The organism is Streptococcus pneumoniae (genome assembly GCA_040719455.1).
In the GTDB taxonomy this organism is placed as follows: domain Bacteria; phylum Bacillota; class Bacilli; order Lactobacillales; family Streptococcaceae; genus Streptococcus; species Streptococcus pneumoniae_G.
Map to the genome: position 1 here is coordinate 1,453,461 of JBFDTN010000001.1, position 25,619 is coordinate 1,479,079.

A 25,619-nucleotide genomic window follows, 5' to 3' on the forward strand; every position below is an offset into this window, starting at 1 on the left:
TATTTAGCTGTAGGGGGCATATTTTAGTGCTCAAAAGCCTTATTCTAAAGGCTTTTTTTCGTTTTTGTTCTACTAAATCTTTTTTGACTTTTTTAATCAAATAATTTTAGCCATCTAACACAAACTCCCTCGCTAAAATAGCGAGGGAGTTTTCAGTGACTTTATTTGTTTTAGAATGGTAATTCTTCTTGTTCTAAAACAAGATCTGCGAGATCTTCGGCTACATTGTTTTCACGCATAGCACGTTGGGCACGACTTTCGAGTAATTGGAAACCATTGCAGAGCACTTCTGTAACATAATGGTTTACACCATTTTTTTCGTACTTGCGTGTCCGCAATTCACCGTCCAAGGAGATCAGACTCCCCTTGCCTGCATAGCTAGCCAAGGTTTCAGCCAAGCGTCCCCAGACCACGACATTGACAAAGTCAGCTTCTCGCTCCCCATTTTGATCTTTATAGCGGCGATTCACAGCAACTGTCACACGCGCCACCGATTTATCATTGGGTGTTTTTTTCAATTCTGGTGTTCCCACCAAGCGACCAATCAGAATAACTTTATTATACATATCATTTTCCTCCTACCTATCTATTCGCAGGAGTAGCAAAAAAGAGCGGATTTTTCCGCCCTTTCTTTCATTATCCTTGCCAATGCTTGGCTGGGTCAAATGCTGTCCCTACGACTTCAGCTGGATCCAACTCAATGATGCCACGTTTTTGCGGGGCATTTGGCAGCTGCAATTCACGCAGACTGCACATCATACCAAAACTCTTTTCACCACGCAATTCTCCTGGGAAAATCAAGTTACCTTTTGGCATCATGGCACCTGGTAGCGCTACAATCGTTTTCAAACCAAGAGCAGCATTCGGTGCCCCTGCTACGATTTGAACAATCGTATCTTCTGCCACTTTGACTTGACAAATATTCAAATGATCACTATCTGGATGAGCTACCATCTCGACAATTTCACCAACGACAAATTTTGGTTCACAATCATTGACCAACTGCTCTTTAAAGCCTTCTTTTTGCAACTCTTGATTCAGCATAGCCACATCTTCGTCTGATAAGAAAACTTGACCGCGTCCTTCAATCTCAATCAAGCTAGATACTTCAAAAATATTCCAAGCGACTGTCTCTTGATTGTCCACTCGAGATACACGCGCAACTTTTCCTTTGCGCTCAACTTCTAATTTAGCATCCCCACTATCTGTGACAATGACCATCAAGACATCTCCGACGCCTTCTTTGTTATATGTAAAAATCATTTTTTATCCTTTCACTTTCGCTAAAAATTCATTGATTTCTTGCTTGCTTTTTCGGTTTCGATTGACCAAACGACCCAATTCTTTACCATTTTCAAGGACTACAAGACTTGGAATACCATAGATATTCCACAACTTTGCCAAGTCTAAATAAGCATCTCGATCGACCCATACAAAATCAAACTCCGGATTTTCAGCCTCAATTTCTGGCAAGAAAGGCTTGATATACTGGCAATCGCCGCACCAATCTGCGGAGAAGAAAAAGACACACTTGCGAGGCTTTTCTATTAAGCCAGCCAACTCTTCGAGATTGTAAGGAGTAATCATTTAGCTTCCTCCTCATAGGTCAGTTCTCCTTTTTCATAGCAAAACGTTACGCTACGTCCGTCTGAAAAGATCGCACCGCCGACCAAGCAGTCTTCGCTTGATTTGTAAAGCTCTACATAAAAGGTCTCAATCGTGCCCATTTCTGAAAGCATATAGCGGACTTCTGCTACTAACTCCTCCTGCTTTTTCACCCGTTTTTTATCCTCAACGAGCCTATGCGTTCCATATAAAGCAGTACCTGCACCGATCACTGCAAGACTTGATAACATGATTTTCTTAGCGTTCATACCCATATTTTACCATAAAAAATCACCTAGGACAATGAAAGATAAACGAGCGAAAAAAAACTGGGAAAACCCAGTTTTTCTAGCTATTCCTAAAATGGAAGGAAGGTTCCAAGTACAAGGAAGGCAATGCTGATGGCAATGACGATAGCAACGAATTTTCCTACATATTTCAACCATGTACCAAGCTCAATCCGTCCAAGAGCAAGAGCGCCCATCACGATACCTGATGTTGGAGCAAGAAGGTTCAAGACCCCATTTGCAGATTGGAAGGCTGTGACGATAAGAGACGCTTTGACATTGGCAAATTCTCCAAGAGGGGCGATAATCCCCATGGTTGCTCCTGCAAGTCCAGATGATGATGGAATCAAGAAGGACATTGGGAGGTAGAAGATATAAGTCAAGACGATGAAGACTTGAGAAGAGAAGCCACTCAAGATGCCTTCACCCCAGTGAAGAATGGTTCCTGAGATTTGACCATCGTTCATGATGACTTGGATTCCACGCGCTACCGCACAGATAAGAGCAACACCTAGCAAGTCCGCCGCACCAGCCATAAAGGCTGAGATAAAACGATCTTCTGCCATACCATAGACCAATCCCACCAATACAGCCATAAATATGAAAAGCATGGTTACTTCTGGGAAATACCAAGTACCAAGTGCAGCAGAGTGTCCAAAGATTTGACCAATCACTGGCAAGCCAGTAATCATATTGTTGATATTTTCAAAGAGAGGAATACCAAAGTCACCCCATGGAATCAAACTGATAATCATGATGACAAAGGTTGCAACAAAGACCCAAAGAACCCGTTTTTGTGCAGGACTCAACTCAGCATTGGTTTCTGTTACTTTAAAGGCTTTCAAGTCTTCTTCTCGTTGTTTGTACACAAGAGATTTTGTTGGGTCTTTTTCAATCTTGCTCGCATAACTATAAACAAAATAGATAGCCACAACAAGCAATACAATTAGCATGATAAAGCGCAATAACATACCATCCGCCACGCTGATTCCAGCAGAGTCAGACGCGACACCTGTCGCAAATGGATTGACCGTAGAAGCCAAGCATCCAATCTGCGAACCAATCAAAATGATGGACACGGCTGTAATACTATCAAAGCCAACCGCCATCATAACTGGAACCAAGAGTGGATAGAAAGCCATGGTTTCCTCACCCATACCATAAGTAGAACCACCAAGAGCAAACAGTGGCATTAACACTGGAATGAGCATCTTTTCACGACCCTTAAATCGCTTCACGATGGAGGCAATCCCCACATCCAAGGCACCTGTTTCGGTCACAACCCCAAGAAAGGCTCCAACCATAATAATGAAGAAGGAAACCTGAATCGCACCGTCCGTATGAATGGTATATTCGTCTTTTTCCCCTTCGTTAATCACCGTATCTTTTCCGAGCATGGCATTAACAGGCGCCATTAAGACATCATAAGCTCCTTGAGGACTTTTTTCTACCTGTGCATACTCGCTCTTACCACTACCATTATCGACATAACGCCCTGCTGGCACCACCCAGGTCAGCATAGCCATTAGCGCAATGATCAGCATCAAGACTGTATAAGATGATGGCATCTTAAAGCCTTTTTTTACTTTTTCACTCATCCCTTTTCCTCCTTTTCGTTCCTCTACAACACTGTTGTAAATAAGGGATTTTCTCCAGTTTTCCCACAGAATATAGTGAATTGAATAAAGGTTAGGACATTGTAAGCCGCTTTGATGAACACTATCTAGGCAGCTTATTGCCTTATCCTACTCCTTTTTCAATCCACTATGACTTCCACCTCTTAAACGTAAATAGGATTAGTTTAGAAGAGGAAAGTAGAATGTTAAGAGTGGAAGTTTCTGCAGTTACAAAAGAAATAATTGTTCTCATACGAGAATATTGTTATTTTTCAATAATCGTGCCACTTTCAGACTCGATCAAAGCCCCTAGATTTTCAAGAGAAGTGATTACGGCATTTGCTTCTGGGCGATTATTTACAAAAGCGATACCTGCTTCTACTTTTGGCAACATGCTACCTGGTGCAAATTGCTCTTCTTTGATGTATTCTTCTAGTTGTGCAACACTCACACGTTCCAATTTTTCTTGATTTGGTTTGTTAAAGTTCACATAGACATAGTCCACACCTGTCAAAACGATAAAGAGGTCTGCATCAACTAGCTCTGCCAAGCGTTGTGAAGCAAAGTCTTTGTCAATCACCGCTTCCACACCTGTAAGACTGCCGTCTTCTTCACGGACCACTGGAATACCACCACCGCCAGCAGCGATCACAACTTGTCCTGCATTTAAAAGTGTCCGAATGGTTTCAATTTCTTTAATATCCACAGGTTGCGGTGAAGCCACCACTTTTCTCCAACCACGTCCAGAATCTTCTTTGAAGGTCGCACCAGTTCGTTCTGCTTCTGCTTTTGCTTCTTCTTCTGAATAAAATGGACCGATTGGTTTGGTTAGATTTTCAAAAGCTGGGTCTTTTTTATCTACCACAACTTGCGTCACAACAGACGCCACTTCTTTTTCAATGCCTTCTTTCAAAAGAGCGTTTTGAAGTGCATTTTGAAGCCAGAATCCAATACTTCCTTCTGTCATTGCCACCAATGAATCAAGAGGAAAAGCAGGGTTTTTCTCAGAATCCGCTGCTAAATGTTGAAGCAAGAGATTACCAACTTGCGGACCATTTCCATGCGTTACGATCAAATCATCTCCATTTTTGATCAATTTAACAAGATGAGCCGCTGTTTCTTCTAATGCTTTTTGTTGTGCTTTTGCAGATGGATCTGAGGAAAGGATTGCATTGCCTCCCAATGCCACAACGATTTTACGATTTGCCATATAGTCTCCTTTTTCTATAAAGAAGGACTGGACTAAATCACTTAGTCTCAGTCCTCCTGTTGGTATTATTGGTTATTTTTGGTAGGTTATGTTTTTGCAGTTGTAGTACTAAATTACACTTTTGGAATGAATAAGTCACCAAGTGTTGCTGCCATCACAGCTTTGATAGTGTGCATGCGGTTTTCCGCTTGGTCAAAGTGACGAGCGTATTTGCTGCGGAAGACTTCGTCTGTTACTTCCATTTCTTCTACGCCAAATTTTTCAGCGACATCTTTACCATAGACAGTATGTGTATCGTGGAAAGCTGGCAAGCAGTGCAAGAAGATAAGGTCTTCATTTTCTGCTTTTTTCACAAGTTCCATATTCACTTGGTATGGTTTCAAGAGGGCAACACGTTCTGCAAATTTGTCTTCTTCACCCATTGATACCCAAACGTCTGTGTAAAGAACATCTGCTCCTTTCACCGCTTCATCAGCATTATCTGTGATGAGAATACGAGCACCACTTTCTTTGGCAAATTTTTCAGCAAAGGCTACCACTTCTTCTTCTGGGAAGAGTTCTTTTGGTGAGAAGATATGAACATTCACACCAAGGATAGCACCTGTCACAAGAAGGCTGTTTGCCACATTGTTACGACCATCTCCACAGTAAACCAAAGTCAAACCTTCTAATTTACCAAAGTTTTCTTTGACAGTGAGGTAGTCTGCAAGCATTTGAGTTGGGTGCCATGCGTCTGTCAAACCATTCCATACAGGAACACCAGAGAATTCTGCTAGTTCTTCCACCATTGCTTGGCTAAATCCACGGAATTCAATCCCGTCAAACATACGTCCCAATACTTTAGCGGTATCTTCTGTTGATTCCTTTTTACCAAGTTGGATATCATTTGCGCCTAGGTATTCTGGATGTGCACCAAGGTCAATGGCTGCAGTTGTAAATGCTGCACGTGTACGAGTAGAAGTTTTTTCAAATAGAAGGGCAATGTTTTTGCCTTCAAGATAGCGGTGAGAGACATTGCGTTTCTTCAAATCTTTCAAATGTGCTGAGAAATCAATTAAATACTCCAATTCTGCACGAGTAAAATCTTTTTCTGCTAAAAAACTTCTTCCTTTAAATACTGATGTCATTGTTATTTCCTCTTCTTTCTTTTCCTATATTTTATTGATTGATAAGGTTTGACAAAACACTCATCTGATGTTTATCTGAGATTTTAGATGTCTTCACGTTCAAACGGCATAGACATACAACGTGGTCCACCACGACCGCGAACCAATTCGCTTCCTTCGATCTTAATCAAACGAAGTCCTTTTGATTCAAGAATCGCATTGGTAATGGTATTGCGTTTGTAAACTACGACAACACCTGGAGCGATTGTGAGGGTATTTGAACCATCATTCCATTGCTCACGCGCTGCTGCTACATGGTTTCCACCGCCACAGCGAATCAATTCCACTTTTTCACGACCAAGGTTTTCTGCGAGAAGTTCTGCAAGATCACCCTTTTCTTCCGTGATGTTCAACTCTTCATTTTCATACGTTACAGAATAGACACGAAGGTCGCCTTCAATTTCTGGGTGAATAGTGAATTTATCGTAGTCAACCATGGTAAATACTGTATCCAAGTGCATGAATTTACGGTTGTTGGCAAATTCAAAGGCAAGTACTTTCTTGAAACCAAGGTTTTGTTTGAAGATATTTACCAAAAGTTTTTCGATAGATGCGGCATCTGTCCGTTGAGAGATACCAACAGCAAGCACATCTTTAGAAAGAACTAACTCATCTCCACCTTCGATACGGGTTGTTTCATCACGATTGTAAACAAGCGGTGCTTTTCCTCCATAGATTGGGTGATGAGCAAAGATGTATTTACCATAAATAGTTTCACGGTTACGCGTATCTGCATACATGTGGTTGAGAGAAACCCCACTTCCGATAGTTGCAAATGGATCGCGTGTGAAGTAAAGGTTTGGCATTGGGTCGATTGCAAATGGATAGTCAGACTCAACCAAGTCTGTTAGACCTTTTGCTTCTTCTGGGATTTCTGGCAATTCAGCTTTTTGAACCCCTGCCATTGTTTTTTCAATCAATTCTTTGTTGTCTGTGATTCCTTGAAGCAATTCACGAATGGCAATCTTGGTTTGACGACCACGGATATTAGCTTCTTCAAGGTATTCTTCGATAAATTGATTGCGGATTTCTTCACTTGTAAGTGATTCAGCTGCAAGCTGTTCCAAGTAAAGAACTTCTACCCCTTCATTACGAAGCGCTTCTGCAAAAGCATCGTGTTCTTTTTGAGCAGCTTCAAGGTAAGGAATATCATCGAACAAGAGACGTTCGAGATAGTCAGGCATCAAGTTTTCTAACTCTTTACCTGGTCGGTGTAAGCAAACTTTTTTTAGTCTGCCAATTTCAGAATAAACATGAATTGGACTTGTGTGACTCATGATCATAGTTCCTTTCTGTTTTGCGATTAATACGCCTTGTTATTTTTTACACTCTTATTGTACCCGCTTTCTATGCTCTTTTTTTGTGATATTTGGCACTAAAACTGTGAAGAATCTCACACTTTTATACCATTTTTTGTAAAACTATCCAAATGTATTCGCTTTCTTTTGATATTCTTACATTTTGTTGTTCATAAAGCATAAGTATGATTTGAATTTTTTTTGAAAAAAATCAAAAAAATAGAAATCAAGTTTTGAAACTTCATTTCTATTCTTCTTGTGTTACCATTTAATATACTGTAAAAAATAATCCTTGTCACAGAAAGTCAAGTGATGCTTTTCCATCTCAATCACTCCTTCTTTCTTTAGCTGCCGCAAGACATGGCTTACCGTTTCGCGCGTCGTCCCACTCATATTGGCAAGATCAATGGTTGTAATCGCAAAGGGGAGAGGAATCTTCCCCTCGCTCGTACGATCACAAATATCATAGAGCAAAATAGCAAGCGCCTGAGTCACACGCTCCATAGCACTTGAGGTCACCATATTTCGCAGGCGAATTTCATGCACATGAAGGAGACGCGACAAGCGACGATACAACATCCTCATCTGGTGGATATTGGTCAAACAAAACTTCTCATACAGTTCTGTGGGCAGGGTAAAATACTCGACATCTGTAATCGCATAGCCTGAAAAATGGTATCGCTCATCTTGAAACAAGCCTCCATAAGGAATCACACGGTCTTTTTTCACATAATCTATATACAAAAACGTTCCTGACGAATCGTGTTGCTCGACCTTGACATATCCTGAATAAATCAAAAAGAGCTTATCTCTGCGGTCATCTTCAAAAAAGAGAATTTGCCCCTTAGGAACCTTGCGATAATGGATGCGTGCCATCAGCTGATCAAATTGTTCAATCGAAAAATATTGAAATTCTTCTAAATTTCGTAAAAACTGGTACTGCTCTCGTGTAATCATCTGCTCACTCACTGTCTATACTTATTTATTGTACTCTTTTTCATTATAACATATCTTTATAGAATTCCTTTAATTTTCCTATACAATCGGAATATTTTTCACCTTGAATCCCCTTTCATTGAATAATATTATCTTTTATTTGAATATTCCTTATTTTTTGATACAATAATATTGATAGTATTGAAAAAAGAGGTCAGATATGAACAAAAAAGAAACGCGTCATCAACTCATTCGCTCCTTGATTTCAGAAATGAAAATCCACACCCAGCATGAATTGCAGCAGGCACTCCTTAAAAATGGCATTTCTGTCACCCAAGCCACGCTCTCACGAGACATGAAAGAGTTAAATCTGGTCAAGGTCAACCACGATGATCATCATTATGAGATTTATAGCATTAGCCAAAGCCGCTGGGAGCACCGCCTGCGTTTTTATATGGAAGACGCCTTAGTCATGCTCCGAACGGTTCAAAACCAAATTATCCTCAAAACCCTGCCTGGACTTGCCCAGTCCTTTGGATCCATTTTGGACTCCATTCAAATTCCTGATATTGTGGCAACCATCTGCGGAGATGACACATGCTTGATTATCTGTGAAGACAATGAAGCCGCCGAGCGGTGTTTTAACGAATTAAGTCAATATACCCCACCTTTTTTCTTCAGTGAGAAATAAAATATGTTAAAATAATAGAAGAAAGAAGGTAAAACTATGACACAATTATTTGATAAAATCAAAGAAGTAACCGAACTCTCTGCTATCTCTGGCCATGAAGGTCCTGTGAGAGACTTTCTGCGCCAAAAGCTCACTCCGCACGTCGATGAGATCGTGACAGACGGTCTTGGCAGTATTTTTGGTGTCAAAAAAAGCCAAGCAGCTGACGCTCCACGCGTCATGGTCGCTGCCCACATGGATGAGGTTGGTTTTATGGTCAGCCAGATTCAGGCTGATGGGACCTTCCGTGTGGTTGAGATCGGTGGCTGGAATCCGCTAGTCGTCAGCAGCCAGCGTTTTACATTATTCACCCGAGAAGGGCGTGAAATCCCTGTCATTTCTGGCTCTGTACCACCACATTTGACACGTGGTGCAGGGGGTCCTACCTTGCCATCTATCTCTGCCATTGTCTTTGACGGTGGTTTTGCAGACAAAACAGAAGCTGAAAGCTTTGGTATCCGACCAGGAGATGTCATCGTGCCAGACAGCTCAGCTATTTTAACAGCTAATGGTAAAAATGTGATTTCTAAAGCTTGGGATAATCGCTACGGTGTACTCATGATCAGCGAACTAGCCAGTCATCTCTCTGAAAAATCCCTCAACAACGAACTCTATCTCGGTGCTAATGTTCAAGAAGAAGTCGGACTACGTGGCGCTTACACATCCACAACCAAGTTTGCTCCTGAAATTTTTCTTGCCGTGGATTGTTCACCTGCTGGAGATGTCTATGGAGATCAAGGAGCGATTGGGGAAGGAACCTTGATTCGTTTCTTTGATCCAGGCCATCTCATGCTCCCTGCTATGAAGGATTTCCTTCTGAGCACTGCTGAAGAAGCTGGTATCAAGTACCAGTATTATTGCGGCAAAGGTGGAACGGACGCTGGAAGTGCCCATCTACAAAGTGGTGGTGTCCCATCGACTACGATTGGAGTCTGCGCTCGCTACATCCACTCCCACCAAACCCTCTATGCAATGGATGATTTCTTGCAAGCACAAGCCTTCCTCCAAGCATTGGTGCAAAAACTTGACCGCTCAACGGTCGATGCCATTAAACGCTATTAACGACGACAGAAAAACGAGTCTGGAACTTTTTATTCCAGACTCGTTTCTTTTAGTCTTTAAGTTATAAAATTTACCCCAAACGCTAATCCATCAAGATTTTATGAGAAGTGGCGATTTCAGCAACATCACAACTTCGATCCCACCCCTATTTTTATCTCATACCTGCTCCAACTTTTCTTTGATAGCAAGCAGTCTTGTCAATACTTTACTTCGTGTCTGCAAACCGACTACATTCAAAACATTTTCTAAAAGAGGCAATTTACCAAATCATGAGTAGTAAGCCTAGTAAAATACTGTCTCTCACGATATGACTCAAGAATGAGAGTTCACGTCCAATTCCCGTCTTTTGAGCGAGTCTTGAAAATCCATAGCCCAAGCCTGTATAAAAGAGAAAACAGAGAAGCCCTGCCGGATTGCGAACCAAAAATACGAGAAATACAGCCAATAACACACGTTTTTGATGATGATTACTGACGGACCAGCGACTCATCAAAGGGATTAAGGTCACCAAATCAAACCCTACTAAAAATAACGAAGTCTGCCGAAATAAACTCATCCATTGCACTTGCTGCTCTGAAAGTCCAAGTGCTTGCTGGCCAATCAGCAAATAAGCTCCGATGACATTGACCATCACAAGCATGAAATAAGAGAGTTGAAACAACAAGCTATACGACGCCTTCAATTCCAACTTAAGAGGGGTCAATTCTCGGGAAAAATAACAGAAGTAACAAATGGAGAAGCCCATCAATAAGACCACAAATAAGAAACTTGAGAATTGGAATCCTACCTGTGTCTGCTGTGGTTTCATAAAGAGCAAGCATATCAGCTGTAAACACGCGCCTAATAGCCCAACTTGCAGTACTCTTCTTGCCTTTATCATGATCATCGTCTCCTACCTCCTAATACTATATCCCTAGTATAGCGAGAAAATAAAAGAAAGGAGGAAAATCCTCCAAACGGTATCATTTTATCCTTAAACAGACCTACTTTTTTAAAGGCAATGGATGCAAATACACACTCTAGCTAAAATTCGTCACAGTCACACCAAGTAGACGAATGCCTTTGCTACTTTCCTCCAAACTATCGTAAATCTCAAAGGCAATCCGCTCAATGTCTTCTAGGCTTTGGGTTGAAATGTCTAAACTCCGTCGCTTAGTCATGGTCGAAAAATCAGCATAGCGGATTTTCAAGACAATCGTGCGCCCTTTTTTGTCATGCTTACTCAAACTTTTGACAACTTGCTGCGACAGACTGGTTAATTCCTTTTTCACATCCTCTTCTAAATACAGTAATTTCCCATAAGTCCGCTCTTTGCCAATCGACTTGCGAATGCGGTTATTTTTCACAGGAGAATTAGAAATGCCTCTCGCCTTGCGGTACAAGTCATAACCAAACCGTCCAAAGCTATCAATCAAGGTCATCTCAGGAATTTTCAGCAAATCCGCTCCTGTATAGACCTCCATGGCATGGAGCTTTTCTACCGTTTTCTTTCCCACACCGTGAAATTTAGCAATGTCCATCTTCGCCAAAAAGCTCTCTGCCTCCTCAGGCACAATTACCGTCAAACCATGTGGCTTTTCATAGTCACTAGCCATTTTAGCCAAAAATTTATTATAGGACACACCAGCAGACGCCGTCAAATGCAGTTCATTCCAAATATCGTGCTGAATCAGTTTGGCAATTTTAACAGCCGATTTAATCCCTTTTTTATTTTCCGTAACGTCCAGATAAGCTTCATCAATACTCATCGGCTCGATTAGATCCGTGTAGCGCTTAAAGATCTCTCGAATCTGCTGACCAACCTCGACATACTTAGCATAATTTCCATGGATAAAAATAGCCTGAGGGCAGCGTTCATAGGCTTCTTTACTACTCATTGCCGAATGTACACCGAACTTTCTAGCCTCATAATTACAGGTCGAAACCACCCCACGACCACCTGACAAGCGAGGATCATGCCCGATAATCACTGGCTTGCCACGGAGCTTTGGATTATCCCTCTCCTCAATCGCTGCAAAAAAAGCATCCATATCAATATGAATAATCTTTCTAGATGTATCATTGATCAAAGGAAAAATCAGCATATCCTCACCTCCTTACCCATTTTTTCCTATTTCTATTATACCTTTTTTCTCTGATTTTCTAAAATAATTGAAAACAAGTATGAATTTCAAAAATATAGTACAGTTATACTCTGTTTTCTCATCTGTATTATAAAAGAAAATCGCGCTATTCTCAACATTTTTGTTGTGTAAGCGATTACTGTATGATATACTTGTTTTATAAATGTAACAGATGAAGTGTTACTAGAAAAAAGAGGAAAAATCATGGTCGTTAAAACAGTTGTTGAAGCTCAAGACGTATTTGACAAGGCTTGGGAAGGCTTCAAAGGAGAAGATTGGCGTGAAAAAGCAAGTGTATCTCGCTTTGTACAAGCCAACTACAAACCTTATGATGGAGACGAAAGCTTCCTAGCAGGGCCAACTGAACGCTCTCTTCACATCAAAAAAATCATCGAAGAAACAAAAGCAGGATATGAAGATACACGCTTCCCTATGGATATTGATCGTGCGACTTCTATCGCAGATATCCCAGCAGGTTTCATCGACAAAGAAAATGAGTTGATTTTTGGGATTCAAAATGATGAACTCTTCAAATTGAACTTCATGCCTCGCGGTGGTATCCGTATGGCTGAAACAACTCTTATCGAAAATGGATATGAGCCAGATCCACTTCTTCATGAAATCTATACAAAACACGCTACAACTGTAAATGACGGTATCTTCCGTGCTTATACAGCTGATATTCGTCGTGCCCGCCACTCTCACCACGTTTCTGGTCTTCCAGATGCTTACTCTCGTGGACGTATCATTGGTATGTACGCACGTCTTGCCCTTTATGGAGCAGACTACTTGATGGCAGAAAAAGTCAAAGACTGGAACTCTATCACAGAAATTGACGAAGAATCTATCCGCCTTCGTGAAGAAATCAACCTTCAACACCAAGCCCTTGCACAAGTTGTGAAATTGGGTGACCATTATGGTGTTGATGTGCGCCGTCCAGCTTACAACGTCAAAGAAGCAATCCAATGGACAAACATTGCCTTCATGGCAGTATGTCGTGTCATCAACGGTGCTGCAACTTCACTTGGACGTGTGCCAATCGTACTTGACATCTATGCAGAACGTGACTTAGCTCGCGGTACATTTACTGAATCAGAAATCCAAGAATTCGTTGATGATTTCGTATTGAAACTTCGTACAGTTAAATTTGCTCGTACAAAAGCATTTGACGAAATCTACTCAGGAGATCCAACTTTCCTTACAACATCTATGGCAGGTATGGGTAACGACGGTCGTCACCGTGTTACAAAAATGGACTACCGTTTCTTGAACACTCTTGACAACATCGGTAACTCTCCAGAGCCAAACTTGACCGTTCTTTGGTCTGACCAACTTCCATATTCATTCCGTCGCTACTGTATGGCAATGAGCCACAAACACTCTTCTATCCAATACGAGGGTGTAACAACAATGGCCAAAGACGGATATGGTGAAATGAGCTGTATCTCTTGCTGTGTGTCACCACTTGACCCAGAAAGCGAAGACAAACGCCATAACATCCAATACTTCGGAGCTCGCGTAAACGTTCTTAAAGCCCTTCTTTCAAGCTGGAACAACGGTTATGACGATGTACACAAAGACTACAAAGTATTTGACTGCGTAGAGCCAAACAACTCTGAAATCTTTGAATACGACGAAGTTATCGCAAACTTTGAAAAAGCGCTTGACTGGTTGACTGACACTTATGTAGATGCGATGAACATCATCCACTACATGACAGACAAGTACAACTACGAAGCTGTTCAAATGGCCTTCTTGCCAACCTTCCTTCGTGCAAACATGGGATTCGGTATCTGTGGATTCGCAAACACTGTTGACTCACTTTCTGCGATTAAATACGCACAAGTAAAACCAATCCGTGACGAAGATGGCTTCATCTATGATTACAAAGTAACTGGTGACTTCCCACGTTACGGTGAAGATGATGACCGAGTTGACGACATCGCGAAATGGCTCATGGAAGCATTCTTCTCACGCTTGAACAAACATAAATTATACAAGAACGCAGAAGCAACTGTTTCTATCTTGACCATCACTTCTAACGTTGCTTACTCTAAACAAACAGCTAACTCACCTGTTCACCGTGGAGTATTCCTCAACGAAGATGGTTCTGTCAACACTTCTAAAGTAGAATTCTTCCCACCAGGTGCAAACCCAACTTCTAAATCTCGTGGTGGTTGGTTGCAAAACTTGAACTCATTGTCTAAATTGAACTTCAAACATGCAAATGACGGAATTTCATTGACAACTCAAGTATCACCAAAAGCACTCGGTAAGACATTTGATGAGCAAGTAACAAACTTGGTAACAATCCTTGATGGTTACTTTGAAAACGGTGGACAACACGTTAACTTGAACGTTATGGACCTTCAAGATGTTTATGACAAGATCATGAACGGTGAAGACGTTATCGTACGTATCTCTGGTTACTGTGTAAACACTAAATATCTCACTAAAGAGCAAAAAACTGAATTGACACAACGTGTCTTCCACGAAGTACTTTCAATGGATGACCATGCTGCAGAAATTGCAGGTAACTAATCATATAACAATAGAGACTAGGACAACATCCTAGTCTCTTATTTTCTATCCTTTACTCTTTAAAAAAGAGCGAATAGCTACCTTCAATCCCATAAGTCGTCAAATCATAGTCTGTATGAGAATGTTTTACGGGATCATAAATCACTAATTTCTTATCTAAGCCAAAATAATAGTGACCTTTATGAACAGCTGAGAAAGCCCGATAAGAGGACTCTCCTTTTGGAAAGGCAAGAACTTCTTGCTCCTCATTTGCTACATCTAATACTGTCCAAGTGTGGGCGTTCAAATAAGTTTGATCATGCTGAATCAAGAGTTTCTTACCCGATTCATCCGCCAACAAGCGATACGGATAGGGAAGCTCTAAATCAATTTTTCCTTCATGCCGAGTCTTGGTGTTATAGGTAAAGATATGTTTTCCACCAATGTACTCTCCACTCTCATCCTTTCCTACAACAGTCTCTGCCACATAGAGCGTATCTCCCAAGGCTGCTAGACTCATATAGCCACCAATCTCATTTCCTAAATCAATCTTTTCTTCGATTTCTAAGTCTCGCGATATTTTCCAAATCTGATGACTTTGCGTTCCCAGGCTCTCATCTGCTAGCAGACGCCGATTGACCAAGGCATAAAGCTGATCACCGATAAAGGTCATCGAAGAAATGCTATTTGCATACTCATCATCTACAATCGTTTTTTGCTCGACCTGCTCTAGCTTTTGATCGTATTTACGAAATTCTACGGATGAGCCCTCTATAATACCATAGATATATCTACCATCCGTGACCCAAGTCCTACAATAAGGAAGAGAGGACTTACTCTCAAGGCTCAAAGTGTCCAGATTGATTTGCACTCTGGTACTCATTTTTCCATCTTCTTGAGTCAAATAACTATTTCCGTATTTCAGGAGATAATCGTTATTGAAGTACACTTCTTTCTCCAACTGATAATCTTGTGTATCAAAACCTCCTTCTTTTTCTTTGAAAGTTGTGAAAACCGAGCTATGAGATATCCCAAAGTCATACTCATCTGGTACTTTCTGCGCACAGGCTGTTAAAGATAAGCTTAACAGGGCTAGAGACAGCATTTTACAGCTACGAACCAAAGATTTCATCAGACTTCCTCCTTTTATTTGTAATGTTATTATAAAATATTTGCAGAATTTTGTCACCTATTTATAAAAATCTACCGTCTATTGCTAAAATTTTTGATATAATAGGCTTATCTTGACAAAAGGACACAGAGCTATGGAAGAATCACGAGAAATCAACCAAATCATTGATGTTGCTATGCTAGCAGGCACTATTTTACTACAAAGCGGTTCTGAGATTCACCGCGTGGAGGATACAATGCTCCGCATTGCCCATGCCAAAGGCATTTCTGACTGCAATATCCTTGCCATGCCTGCTGCCATTTTCTTCTCGATCGAAAATACCAATATTTCAAGAATGAAGCGGATTACGCACTCCTCCTACAATATCGAAAAGGTCTGTGATGTCAATCAAATCTCTCGGCAGCTCGTAGCAGGCAAGCTATCCTTAGAAGAAGCCTTAAAAGCTCTCAAAGCTGTGAAAGAACGTGGCTTTCCATATACCAAATGTCAGACTATTTTTGCTGCGACACTTTGTGCTCCCTTTTTCTCTGTCATGTTTGGCGGACACTTCTACGATGCTTTGGGAGCAGCTCTTGCGACCTTTTGTGGCTTTACCTTTTCACTCTACGTGGACAAGCTCATCCGAATTCCTTTTGTGACAGCTTTTGCTGGAGCCTTTGTCTTTGGGCTTTTTGCACAATGTTGGGTCCAATTCTCCGCATTTCACTCCAGTGCTGACCTGATTATTGCCGGAGCCGTCATGCCCTTTGTTCCAGGAATCGCCCTAACCAATGCCGTCCGTGATATCATGACCAATCATATCAACTCAGGGATGAGCAAGCTCTTTGAATCTCTCTTAATTACACTCGCACTCGGTGCTGGCACATCCGTTGCCCTCATTTTGGTGAACTAATATGACAATTTCAACTCTATTGCTCCAAGCGGTAGCAAGTTTCTTTGCTACCATTCTCTTTCTCATCGTTTTAAACATTCAAAAGAAGATGCTGATTGTCAGTAGTCTATTGGGCATGCTGGTCTGGATGATTTATCTTCTACTCAAGGGTCCAACCAATGTGATTATCGCAACCTTTATCGCGGCGATTATCGGCTCTTGTCTCAGCCAATTTCTAAGCATTCACTATAAAACGCCTTCGGTCGTCTTTATCCTAGCTACTTTAGCTCCTTTAGTACCGGGCTATCTCTCCTATCGGACAACCGCCTTTTTCGTGACTAGTCAATACGATCGCGCCATTGCAAATACGACCTTGATTGTCCTTTTAGCTCTTGTCATCTCAATCAGCATGGCGATTGGCAGTATCGTCTTAAAACTCTATCAACACTTGAAACACCACTAATACTGAAAAGCCGAGCAAGCACCTTGCTCGGATTATTTTATTCCTCGATAAAGCTCCATCCCTTGTATGATAGCCTTATCTAGTACCAAATCAATCGTGCCTTAAGATCTTTGCTATATTTTACATAAAATAAATAAAAGGAATGATGTGTTATTTTTGCAAAAATCTAAATTTTCTGTCTTTTGTTTCTTTACATAGTCTTTTTCCTGTCTTTTGGGTGAATTATGATAAAATAGAAGAAGAAATACTTGTAGGTATCAAAGGAATTGAGGTAAGTATGAAGATTGGAATTGATAAGATTGGTTTTGCAACCAGTCAATACGTTCTTAAATTGCAGGATTTAGCCGTTGCTCGAGATATTGACCCTGATAAACTCAGCAAGGGGCTTTTACTAAAAGAATTGAGTATTGCGCCTTTAACAGAAGATATCGTAACCTTGGGGGCATCAGCTAGCCAGTCGATTTTGACCAATGAAGACAAAGAAGCGATTAGCATGGTCATCCTTGCGACGGAATCTGGCATTGACCAAAGTAAGGCTGGAGCTGTTTTTATCCATGGCTTACTGGGAATCCAGCCCTTTGCTCGAAGCTTTGAGATCAAGGAAGCCTGCTACGGGGCAACAGCCGCTCTCGACTACGCACGACTCCACGTCGCAAATCATCCGCAGGATAAAGTACTCATCATCGCAAGTGATATTGCCAAGTACGGGGTAGAAACTTCTGGCGAGCCAACTCAGGGAGCTGGCGCTCTTGCTATGCTCGTGACAAGCAACCCCCGTATCCTCTCCTTTAACGAGGATAATGTGGCACAGACCCGTGACATCATGGACTTTTGGCGTCCGAATTATTCAACAACCCCATTTGTCAATGGTGTGTACTCCACTAAGCAATACTTGGACTGCCTAAAGATGATCTGGGCAGAGTACCAAAAACGTCATCAACATTCATTAGAAGATTTTGCAGCTGTTTGCTTTCACCTGCCTTACCCTAAATTGGCTTTAAAAGGACTCCAAAAACTTTTAACCAAGGAATTACCCGAAGAACACCGTGCTCAACTCACCTATAATTTTGAACAATCCATTCAGTATAGCCAAAAAGTAGGCAACATCTACACAGGCTCTCTCTATCTAGGTTTGTTATCCTTATTAGAAAATCAACCGCAGCTAAAAGCAGGAGATAAAATTGCTCTCTTTAGCTATGGTAGTGGAGCTGTGGCAGAATTCTTTAGCATGACCTTGGTAGAAGGATTTGAACAACAACTTCGCAGCGACCGCTTGGAGGAACTAGACCAGCGTACACCTGTCAGCGTAGCAGAATACGAAGCACTATTTTTCGCTGAAACCGTCCTAGACGAAGAAGGTTCTGCTGTCTTTTCAGGCTACGAAAACCAAACCTATGCTCTATCTGAAATCAAAAATCATGAGCGGGTCTATGTTTCTATGGAGGACAAAGCATGAGCAGCTCATGGTCTCTTTTTTCCAAAAAATCCATCGATGAACGTCTCGCCCACTTACGAGAACACCAACTCCTAAGCGAAGTAGAGCAACATAGCCTTGAGCAAGCAGAAACACTTCCTCTTGCGATTGCAGACCAGATGAGTGAAAATGTCCTTGCAACTTTCGCACTTCCCTACTCCATCGTGCCAGATGTCTTAGTAGATGGGAAAAGCTATCACGTTCCCTTTGTGACGGAAGAGCCATCTGTCGTTGCAGCTGCTAGCTTTGCCAGTAAAATCATCAAACGCTCAGGCGGTTTTCAGACCAACATCCATAATCGAGAAATGATTGGGCAAATTGCACTCTATGATGTCCCTCATCACGATACGGCTAAAGCAGCCATTCTCGCTGAAAAAGAAAATCTACTAGACCTTGCTAATCAAGCCCATCCATCCATGAAACAGCGAGGAGGTGGCGCAAAAGACATTCGCATAGAGTCAAAAGATGAATTTCTCCTCGTCTACCTCGTAGTAGATACGCAAGAAGCCATGGGAGCCAATGTCCTCAATACCATGTTAGAGGCACTCAGCCCTCATGTAGAGCAATTAAGCCAAGGTAAGCTCCTCATGGCAATCTTGTCAAACTATGCCACGGAAGCCTTGGTATCTGCGACTTGTCAGATTGATTTCCGCTCTCTTAGCCGAAAATCAGATGAAGCCCTTAATATTGCTGAAAAAATCGCCCTCGCAAGTAAACTCGCTAAAGTCGATCCCTACCGTGCCAGCACTCATAATAAAGGGATTTTCAACGGTATTGATGCCGTAGTCTTAGCTACTGGCAATGACTGGCGAGCTATCCAAGCAGGGGCGCATACCTATGCTAGCCGTACAGGGCACTATCAAGGATTGACGACATGGACGGTGAATCTTGACAAGAAAATCTTAGAAGGCAGCATAACACTTCCTCTGCCGATTGCGACAAAAGGAGGATCGATTGGGTTAAATCCAGGAAGCCGTGTGAGCTTTGATTTACTTGGACAACCAACTGCCAAAGAATTGGCGTCCGTCATTGCCTCAATTGGTCTAGCACAGAATTTCGCTGCCCTCAAGGCCTTGGTCAGCACAGGCATCCAAGAAGGGCACATGAAGCTGCAAGCCAAGTCTCTAGCACTTCTAGCAGGCGCTAACGAGGAAGAGATTCCTCACTTGGTCAAATCCTTATTAGCCCAAAAACGCTTTAATCTGGATACTGCAAAAGCCATCTTAAAAGAATTACGCACATCTTAACAGCAAAAAAATCGTTTGAGAAAATTCTCAAACGATTTTTTCATTAAAACATGTGAAAGACAAGAACTGCTAGAATCGCTCCTACGATTGGACCAAGGACTGGAATCCAAGCATAGCCCCAATCCGAATCACCTTTGTATTTGAAAGGTAGGATAGCATGAAGGAGACGCGGTGCAAGGTCACGCGCTGGGTTGATGGCATAACCAGTTGTCCCACCAAGAGACAGACCGATTCCGACGACAAGTGTTCCAACGCACAAGGTTCCCAAACCAACTGGCATATCATACAAGCCAAAGGATAAAATAGCAAGGACAAGAACAAAGGTTCCAATCATTTCACTAATAAAGTTTGTAAGGTTATTGCGAATCGCTGGACCTGTCGCAAATGTTCCCAACACTGCACCCGTATCTTCTGTTACATCATAGTGAGGCTTGTACTGGATATAGACGAGGAGTGAGCCTAGCATAGCTCCTGCAAATTGAGCTAGGATATAAGGCACCACAGACCCCCAAGAAAGAGTCCCATTGACCGCCATCGCAATACTCACGGCTGGATTGAGATGGGCTGGACCTAGGTTTCCTGAGATAAAAGCTGCAATCGCAACTGCAATCCCCCAACCAAGGGTAATCACAATCCATCCCGCATTGTTATTTTTTGTTTTTGAGAGGACAACTCCTGCTACGACTCCATTTCCAAGGAGCACCAAGAGGGCTGTGCCTAAAAATTCTCCAAAAACTTCTGTCATCATCTAGTTTTTTCTCCTATTCTTTTTCTTTCAAATATGCCAAATCATTTTTAGCAAGTGCTGTTTGCAATTCTTCTGCTTTTGCCTGACGTACTGCTTCATCCCACTCATAGTAAGCTGCCATCTCATTTAAGACTGGCTCGATCAATTCATCTAAGCTATCACGCATAAAGAGGACATGATTGGTTCTACGAAGAAGGAAATCAACTGGGCTAAGTGCTAATTCATACCCCATAGCGTAGTGAAGAGAAAGAGTCTCAGCAAGGCTCAAGCCTTCTGCTTTTTCCACAGTTCGCGCAAGAGCAAAGACTTTTGGTGCATTAGAGCCATAAAGATTTGCCAAATAAGTCGCCTCATCTAAGCTCAAACCACTCAAGACACCAAGTTGGGCATAAGCTTCTAGCTCAGAAGCTACATTGGCTGGATTTAATTCCCCACCAGAGACTGGATAGGTCTTAGAATTGATGAGTTTAAAGCTCCGACCGTATTCGCTAGATAAAATCTCAAGGACTTTTTGCATGGCACCTTCAGCCATCTTACGGAAATCTGTGATTTTTCCACCTGCAAGTGTCAAAAGACCATTGTCATCTCGCTCAAGGCTACTTCCACGAGAGACAGCAGATGGGTCAAGCACCTTCTCAGATGTACTTGATTCCAGGTGAGCAACTGCGCTTTCCACATCATCACGTGTTTTTTCTTCTTTGAGATAATCCTGCACCGTTGCGATGAGATTTTCAAAACTATCATCGCTGATCTTACCGCTATTACCACCATTGTAATCAGAAGCGCTATTGCCTGATAGGAGCGGTCGAAGACCTGCCCAGCTACTTTCGATATCATCAATCGTCAAGTTTGCATGTGGGAAGCGATTATTAACAATCTCAAGAAGGTAATCCACATCTTCTTGGGTCACCATTGGATTTTCCAAGTCACCTTTGTAGTCTGTGTCTGTCGTACCAAAGTAAGTCTTATTTTCACGAGGGAGGACAAAAATCATCCGACCGTCTGCCTTACCTGTGTCAAAATAGACAGGCTGAGAAACCTTCAAGCGGCTTTGATCCACCACCAAGTGAACCCCTTTTGTTGGTCGCATTTGAGAGATTTTCTTGCCAGTATTTGAGAAGTTCCGAACTTCATCACTCCAAGGACCAGTCGTATTGATAACTACACGAGCACGGATTTCAAAGGTTTCATCAGTCAATAAATCACGCGCAATCACACCGACCACTTCTCCATCTTCAAAGAGGAAATCCTCAGCTTTTACATGGTTTGCAATCAAAGCACCATCACGATTGGCACGTTTGATATTTTCAATTACCAAGCGTGCGTCATTGTTACGGAAGTCCAGATAGACACCGCCACCAACCAAGCCTTCTGTTTTCAAGTCAGGTTCACGTTCTAGCACTTCTTCCTTGCTCAAGACTTTGTTGGCTAACTCCGTATTGTTAACCCCAGCCAGTAAATCATACAAATCCATTGCTACTTTTAAACGAAACAGGCTAAAGGTCGAACCTTCTTCCTCATAAACAGGAAGCAACATTGGATCTGGCTTTGGAATATGAGGGGCGATTTGTTGAACCACTGCACGCTCCGTCACAGTATCAGAGACGACTTCCACATCAAATTGCTTGAGATAGCGAAGTCCTCCGTGGACCAATTTGGTTGAGCGGCTGCTGGTTCCCTCAGCAAAATCCTGCATTTCAATCAAAGCAGTATCAAGACCACTAGCAGCAGCCTGCAAAGCCACTCCAGCACCAGTAATTCCACCCCCGATAATCAGCAAGTCCAACTGACGGTCTTGCATTTTTTGAATCGCGAGTTCGCGTGTACGTTTTGAAAATTCCATGGTTTTCTCCTCTTAATCTTCTTCAGCAAATACTTGCGTTGCTTTGACAGCTTTCTTCCAGCCTTTGTATAATTGTTCCTTACGAGATTCGTTCATGGTTGGTTGGAAAAGTTCTCCTGTTTCATTCAAGGCTTTTAATTCATCCAAATCTTTCCAGTAACCAACCGCAAGCCCTGCTAAGAAAGCAGCTCCCAGGGCTGTTGTTTCAAGATTTTTCGCCCGAGCAATATCAATCCCTAAAATATCTGCTTGGAATTGCATGAGAAGACTATTCATAGCAGCCCCACCATCGACCTTCAAGAGCTGAATATCAATACCAGAATCTAGCTGCATAGTATCAATAATATCCCGAACCTGATAAGCAATGGATTGAAGCGTTGCTTTAACAAAATCTTCCTTGCTCGTACCACGAGTCAAGCCAAAGACCGCTCCACGCGCATTTGGATTCCAATAAGGCGCTCCAAGTCCTGTAAAGGCTGGCACAATATACACTTCATCATTGCTCGTTGAATCACTCGCTAGACTTTCAGACTCTGGAGCGCTCTCAATCATACGCAGACCATCACGCAACCATTGAATGGCACTTCCAGCGATGAAAATTGAACCCTCCAAAGCGTAATAAACCTTGCCGTTAATTCCATAGCCAATCGTGGTCAACAGGCTATTATCTGACAGCTGCATCTCATGACCTGTATTCATGATGATAAATGAACCTGTTCCATAGGTATTTTTTACCATACCTGGCTCAAACGCTAGCTGACCAAAGAGCGCTGCCTGCTGATCTCCTGCCATTCCTGAAATCGGCACTTCTCCACCATAAAAATGGAATGGAGCTGTCACGCCATAAATCTCTGAATTCGGACGTACTTCTGGCAACATGACCTTTGGAATGTTCAAGATCTCTAAAATCTCATCATCCCATTTTAGCTCTTTGATATTGTAAAGCATGGTTCTTGCCGCATTGGAATAATCTGTCACATGGGCTTTCCCATCTGTCAATTTCCAAACCAACCAAGTATCAATGGTTCCAAAGAGTAATTCTCCCTTTTCTGCTCGCTCTTGCGCTCCTGGCACATGATCCAAAATCCAGCGAACCTTGGTCGCAGAGAAGTAAGCATCAATCACCAAACCAGTCTTTTCATGGAAAAGCTCTGAGTAACCATCACGCTTAAGCTGTTCTGCCAGAGGAGCTGTTTGACGAGATTGCCAAACAATGGCATTATAAATCGGCAAACCTGTCTTCTTATCCCAAACCACTGTTGTTTCCCGTTGGTTCGTAATCCCAATCGCCTCAATATCCGTCGGTTTAATCCCACTTTCGATAAAGGCTCCTGCAATGACTGACTGCACGGAATTCCAAATTTGATTGGCATTGTGCTCTACCCAGCCAGCCTGTGGAAAAATCTGTGGAAATTCCTTTTGACTACTGCTGACCTTTTCACCTTTTTTATTGAAAATAATTGCCCGTGAACTTGTTGTTCCTTGGTCAATGGCCATGATGTATTTTTCAGACATATGTATCTCCTTTTCTTCCTTTCTTTTTAAAGAAAGCGGTTTCTTCATGTTTCTATTATACACAATCCTGCTGACAAAATCCTATCAAGTTTTTCACAATTTCTAAAAAGTTTGATAGAATTTCACAAACTTTAGCCCAAAAAGAAAAAGCTAAGACAGTTCTTAGCTTTTTAGCATCATCATTCTCTTAGTAAACTAGCAATCGCCTGCAGATCCTTTCTCGAAACGAGAGCTTTAATACGATACACAAGGCTCGCTCTATAACTTGTCCTCGTGCTATTGGTAATCACACAGTCATAGTCATGATTCTCCACATAAGGCTCAAAATAAATCAAGCGATTGTTCCCTAGATAGTGAGAAAGAGCGGTCACCATGACTTCATACTGGGTGCTATTGCCTGCCATATCTAAACCAAGCAGGACATGATGACTGACCTTGTCAGCCACAAAGCAAATCAACTGTAAAAATTCCCCTTCCATTTTTTGACGCAGTGCTAAAGAATTTGGCGCAACTAAATTGACTAATTTCTCAGCTAAGGAAAACTCTTTCTCTGTCATCAAGGGACGAAGCAAGTCTTTCATGCCTAAATTGTCAAAAGGGCTACTCGCTATGACCCCACGATAAAAATAAACCTGCCCAAAAGCTTGGCTTAACACATAGGTCATTTGCTCATGCACCTCTTCTCCAAACAAATCCGATTCCTTGAGCAGACGAATCCCCTTAGTAGTCAATTCCATCACAGGACCACCAAATCCTAAAATATATTCCATAGTGGAAACCGGAAGCAAGGACATGGAAACTAGAAATGTGAACAAACAATCCGCATCGCCATCTGATGCTTGAAATATAGATGGGGCTAATAGCTGCAAACGCTGATAAAAACGATTATCCTGATATGGTAAAAGAAGCTTTTCTAATGCCTTAAATTCCTTGCCATTTACCTTCTCTCGTTGATTGCTAATATAAAACCACAAGGTCAGCTGACTTTTTTGGTGTTCCGTAAAGGAAGAGCTCGCCAAACGCTCCAAAATAATAATCTCATGTTTGCTGTGTTCTTCTTGCTTGAGCTTTTGCACCTGTGAAAGAGGCCAAGTCCTCCAGAATAATTCATAATAAAAATAGCGAATATGGTGTTCCTGTCCCTTAAGACGACCATTAGAAATACTGATGCCAAATTCTGCTAACAAGTGATTTAGTAGCGATAAATGACGATTGAGCGTCGCTTCACTCACCATTAACCTTTGCGACAAGGACTGAATAGAAAAATGCTCATGATTAAACACATAGCACAAAATCTGATATTTGACCGAAGTTTCCAACAAGACTGATACCAAAGATTCCCAGGCTAAATCAGGCGCCATCTCTAACCATAATGTCTCTTCCTGATAACAAATAGCAAATTCCAGTTGTCTCTCTTTAGCAAGATCATTTAAGGAATCTCGATATTTCAAGAGAGTTGCCCGAGAAAGATTAGTAGCTCTCCCCACCTCCTTAAGAGATATCGACATCTCTTTATGTGCTAATAAAGAAAGCAAAAGATATTGACCAGCTTCTGCCTTTTCCATGATATCTCCTAGTTGCATCGCCCGCTCCTTCCTTTGCTACATTTAGATATATTATACTATAATCAAGAAGAAAAAACGTTGATGACGTTTTCATATTCCATAGTTATTCAATCTTGATTTAGTAGAAGACAACGAGTTACAGGCAGAACTTAGGTTAGCTGAGGATTATTTCATAATTCTTATTTCCAACCTCATTTAGATATATAGC

At 41.8% G+C, this 25,619-nt stretch carries 23 protein-coding genes; 7 read left to right on the plus strand and 16 right to left on the minus strand.

Translation table 11 applies throughout. From position 1 onward, the window contains the following. Positions 1-170: 170 nt before the first annotated feature. The 9 genes from AB1I63_07030 to AB1I63_07070 form a co-directional block, all read right to left on the minus strand. Positions 171-566: a single-stranded DNA-binding protein gene (locus AB1I63_07030; GenBank protein MEW4354623.1), complete on the minus strand. Its 396-nt coding sequence runs from the start codon at positions 564-566 to the stop codon at positions 171-173. 70 nt (positions 567-636) lie between these two features. Then, positions 637-1,263, minus strand: a complete 627-nt coding sequence (gene ytpR / locus AB1I63_07035; GenBank protein MEW4354624.1) for a YtpR family tRNA-binding protein — start codon at positions 1,261-1,263, stop codon at positions 637-639. A gap of 3 nt (positions 1,264-1,266) precedes the next feature. Beyond that, a complete protein-coding gene (locus AB1I63_07040; protein MEW4354625.1) occupies positions 1,267-1,587 on the minus strand; it encodes a thioredoxin family protein in 321 nt (106 codons plus the stop codon). Further along, the gene (locus AB1I63_07045; protein MEW4354626.1) at positions 1,584-1,874 is read right to left on the minus strand and encodes a DUF4651 domain-containing protein; all 291 of its coding nucleotides are present in this window, start codon (positions 1,872-1,874) and stop codon (positions 1,584-1,586) included. The genes AB1I63_07040 and AB1I63_07045 overlap by 4 nt, the downstream gene beginning before the upstream one ends. Before the next feature lie 89 nt (positions 1,875-1,963). Next, complete coding sequence (locus AB1I63_07050) at positions 1,964-3,490, minus strand: YfcC family protein (protein MEW4354627.1); 1,527 nt, start codon at positions 3,488-3,490, stop codon at positions 1,964-1,966. Between the two features lie 283 nt (positions 3,491-3,773). Next, positions 3,774-4,718, minus strand: a complete 945-nt coding sequence (gene arcC / locus AB1I63_07055) for a carbamate kinase (GenBank protein ID MEW4354628.1) — start codon at positions 4,716-4,718, stop codon at positions 3,774-3,776. A 113-nt stretch (positions 4,719-4,831) separates the two neighbouring features. Next, positions 4,832-5,845: an ornithine carbamoyltransferase gene (gene argF, locus AB1I63_07060; protein MEW4354629.1), complete on the minus strand. Its 1,014-nt coding sequence runs from the start codon at positions 5,843-5,845 to the stop codon at positions 4,832-4,834. 83 nt (positions 5,846-5,928) lie between these two features. Next, positions 5,929-7,161 carry an arginine deiminase gene (arcA, locus tag AB1I63_07065; GenBank protein ID MEW4354630.1) on the minus strand — a complete coding sequence of 411 codons (1,233 nt, stop codon included), beginning with the start codon at positions 7,159-7,161 and terminating at the stop codon, positions 5,929-5,931. A gap of 282 nt (positions 7,162-7,443) precedes the next feature. After that, positions 7,444-8,139, minus strand: a complete 696-nt coding sequence (locus tag AB1I63_07070; protein ID MEW4354631.1) for a Crp/Fnr family transcriptional regulator — start codon at positions 8,137-8,139, stop codon at positions 7,444-7,446. A gap of 199 nt (positions 8,140-8,338) precedes the next feature. Between AB1I63_07070 and argR the strand changes: the two genes are divergently transcribed. Both argR and pepA read left to right on the plus strand, forming a co-directional pair. Next, positions 8,339-8,809, plus strand: coding sequence for an arginine repressor (argR, locus tag AB1I63_07075; protein MEW4354632.1), 471 nt, complete (start codon positions 8,339-8,341; stop codon positions 8,807-8,809). Positions 8,810-8,845: 36 nt separating this feature from the next. After that, entirely contained in the window at positions 8,846-9,910 is a 1,065-nt protein-coding gene (gene pepA, locus AB1I63_07080) for a glutamyl aminopeptidase (GenBank protein MEW4354633.1), read from the plus strand. 259 nt (positions 9,911-10,169) lie between these two features. On the opposite strand, the gene AB1I63_07085 is transcribed toward pepA, so the two are convergent. Further along, entirely contained in the window at positions 10,170-10,790 is a 621-nt protein-coding gene (locus AB1I63_07085; protein ID MEW4354634.1) for a CPBP family intramembrane glutamate endopeptidase, read from the minus strand. A gap of 139 nt (positions 10,791-10,929) precedes the next feature. Beyond that, entirely contained in the window at positions 10,930-11,994 is a 1,065-nt protein-coding gene (gene dinB, locus AB1I63_07090) for a DNA polymerase IV (GenBank protein ID MEW4354635.1), read from the minus strand. 243 nt (positions 11,995-12,237) lie between these two features. Here dinB and pflB point away from each other — a divergent pair, with 243 nt between their 5' ends. Next, a complete protein-coding gene (pflB, locus tag AB1I63_07095; GenBank protein MEW4354636.1) occupies positions 12,238-14,574 on the plus strand; it encodes a formate C-acetyltransferase in 2,337 nt (778 codons plus the stop codon). Positions 14,575-14,626: 52 nt separating this feature from the next. Here the strand turns inward: pflB and AB1I63_07100 are convergent, their stop codons facing one another. Continuing rightward, complete coding sequence (locus tag AB1I63_07100) at positions 14,627-15,685, minus strand: hypothetical protein (protein ID MEW4354637.1); 1,059 nt, start codon at positions 15,683-15,685, stop codon at positions 14,627-14,629. A 133-nt stretch (positions 15,686-15,818) separates the two neighbouring features. Between AB1I63_07100 and AB1I63_07105 the strand changes: the two genes are divergently transcribed. The 4 genes from AB1I63_07105 (at position 15,819) to AB1I63_07120 (ending at position 19,740) form a co-directional block, all read left to right on the plus strand. Continuing rightward, on the plus strand, positions 15,819-16,577 hold the full coding sequence (locus AB1I63_07105; GenBank protein MEW4354638.1) for a threonine/serine exporter family protein: 759 nt from the start codon (positions 15,819-15,821) through the stop codon (positions 16,575-16,577). A 1-nt stretch (position 16,578) separates the two neighbouring features. Further along, positions 16,579-17,019 carry a threonine/serine exporter family protein gene (locus tag AB1I63_07110; protein ID MEW4354639.1) on the plus strand — a complete coding sequence of 147 codons (441 nt, stop codon included), beginning with the start codon at positions 16,579-16,581 and terminating at the stop codon, positions 17,017-17,019. Positions 17,020-17,296: 277 nt separating this feature from the next. Next, positions 17,297-18,475 carry a hydroxymethylglutaryl-CoA synthase gene (locus tag AB1I63_07115; GenBank protein MEW4354640.1) on the plus strand — a complete coding sequence of 393 codons (1,179 nt, stop codon included), beginning with the start codon at positions 17,297-17,299 and terminating at the stop codon, positions 18,473-18,475. Then, the gene (locus AB1I63_07120; GenBank protein MEW4354641.1) at positions 18,472-19,740 is read left to right on the plus strand and encodes a hydroxymethylglutaryl-CoA reductase, degradative; all 1,269 of its coding nucleotides are present in this window, start codon (positions 18,472-18,474) and stop codon (positions 19,738-19,740) included. Before AB1I63_07115 ends, AB1I63_07120 begins: the two co-directional genes overlap by 4 nt. Positions 19,741-19,783: 43 nt before the next feature. Here the strand turns inward: AB1I63_07120 and AB1I63_07125 are convergent, their stop codons facing one another. The 4 genes from AB1I63_07125 to AB1I63_07140 all read right to left on the minus strand — a co-directional run bounded on the left by AB1I63_07125 (position 19,784) and on the right by AB1I63_07140 (position 25,429). Next, complete coding sequence (locus AB1I63_07125; GenBank protein MEW4354642.1) at positions 19,784-20,488, minus strand: MIP/aquaporin family protein; 705 nt, start codon at positions 20,486-20,488, stop codon at positions 19,784-19,786. 13 nt (positions 20,489-20,501) lie between these two features. Further along, positions 20,502-22,331 carry a type 1 glycerol-3-phosphate oxidase gene (glpO, locus tag AB1I63_07130; protein MEW4354643.1) on the minus strand — a complete coding sequence of 610 codons (1,830 nt, stop codon included), beginning with the start codon at positions 22,329-22,331 and terminating at the stop codon, positions 20,502-20,504. A 12-nt stretch (positions 22,332-22,343) separates the two neighbouring features. Continuing rightward, on the minus strand, positions 22,344-23,846 hold the full coding sequence (glpK, locus tag AB1I63_07135; GenBank protein ID MEW4354644.1) for a glycerol kinase GlpK: 1,503 nt from the start codon (positions 23,844-23,846) through the stop codon (positions 22,344-22,346). A 179-nt stretch (positions 23,847-24,025) separates the two neighbouring features. Further along, positions 24,026-25,429, minus strand: coding sequence for a helix-turn-helix domain-containing protein (locus tag AB1I63_07140; protein ID MEW4354645.1), 1,404 nt, complete (start codon positions 25,427-25,429; stop codon positions 24,026-24,028). Positions 25,430-25,619 lie beyond the last annotated feature (190 nt).

Coding starts and splice junctions, on each gene's coding strand:
- AB1I63_07030 (MEW4354623.1), bottom strand. CDS start 566: ATGTATAATAAAGTTATTCTGATTGGTCGCTTGGTGGGAACACCAGAA.
- ytpR (MEW4354624.1), bottom strand. CDS start 1,263: ATGATTTTTACATATAACAAAGAAGGCGTCGGAGATGTCTTGATGGTC.
- AB1I63_07040 (MEW4354625.1), bottom strand. CDS start 1,587: ATGATTACTCCTTACAATCTCGAAGAGTTGGCTGGCTTAATAGAAAAG.
- AB1I63_07045 (MEW4354626.1), bottom strand. CDS start 1,874: ATGAACGCTAAGAAAATCATGTTATCAAGTCTTGCAGTGATCGGTGCA.
- AB1I63_07050 (MEW4354627.1), bottom strand. CDS start 3,490: ATGAGTGAAAAAGTAAAAAAAGGCTTTAAGATGCCATCATCTTATACA.
- arcC (MEW4354628.1), bottom strand. CDS start 4,718: ATGGCAAATCGTAAAATCGTTGTGGCATTGGGAGGCAATGCAATCCTT.
- argF (MEW4354629.1), bottom strand. CDS start 5,845: ATGACATCAGTATTTAAAGGAAGAAGTTTTTTAGCAGAAAAAGATTTT.
- arcA (MEW4354630.1), bottom strand. CDS start 7,161: ATGAGTCACACAAGTCCAATTCATGTTTATTCTGAAATTGGCAGACTA.
- AB1I63_07070 (MEW4354631.1), bottom strand. CDS start 8,139: ATGATTACACGAGAGCAGTACCAGTTTTTACGAAATTTAGAAGAATTT.
- argR (MEW4354632.1), top strand. CDS start 8,339: ATGAACAAAAAAGAAACGCGTCATCAACTCATTCGCTCCTTGATTTCA.
- pepA (MEW4354633.1), top strand. CDS start 8,846: ATGACACAATTATTTGATAAAATCAAAGAAGTAACCGAACTCTCTGCT.
- AB1I63_07085 (MEW4354634.1), bottom strand. CDS start 10,790: ATGATAAAGGCAAGAAGAGTACTGCAAGTTGGGCTATTAGGCGCGTGT.
- dinB (MEW4354635.1), bottom strand. CDS start 11,994: ATGCTGATTTTTCCTTTGATCAATGATACATCTAGAAAGATTATTCAT.
- pflB (MEW4354636.1), top strand. CDS start 12,238: ATGGTCGTTAAAACAGTTGTTGAAGCTCAAGACGTATTTGACAAGGCT.
- AB1I63_07100 (MEW4354637.1), bottom strand. CDS start 15,685: ATGAAATCTTTGGTTCGTAGCTGTAAAATGCTGTCTCTAGCCCTGTTA.
- AB1I63_07105 (MEW4354638.1), top strand. CDS start 15,819: ATGGAAGAATCACGAGAAATCAACCAAATCATTGATGTTGCTATGCTA.
- AB1I63_07110 (MEW4354639.1), top strand. CDS start 16,579: ATGACAATTTCAACTCTATTGCTCCAAGCGGTAGCAAGTTTCTTTGCT.
- AB1I63_07115 (MEW4354640.1), top strand. CDS start 17,297: ATGAAGATTGGAATTGATAAGATTGGTTTTGCAACCAGTCAATACGTT.
- AB1I63_07120 (MEW4354641.1), top strand. CDS start 18,472: ATGAGCAGCTCATGGTCTCTTTTTTCCAAAAAATCCATCGATGAACGT.
- AB1I63_07125 (MEW4354642.1), bottom strand. CDS start 20,488: ATGATGACAGAAGTTTTTGGAGAATTTTTAGGCACAGCCCTCTTGGTG.
- glpO (MEW4354643.1), bottom strand. CDS start 22,331: ATGGAATTTTCAAAACGTACACGCGAACTCGCGATTCAAAAAATGCAA.
- glpK (MEW4354644.1), bottom strand. CDS start 23,846: ATGTCTGAAAAATACATCATGGCCATTGACCAAGGAACAACAAGTTCA.
- AB1I63_07140 (MEW4354645.1), bottom strand. CDS start 25,429: ATGCAACTAGGAGATATCATGGAAAAGGCAGAAGCTGGTCAATATCTT.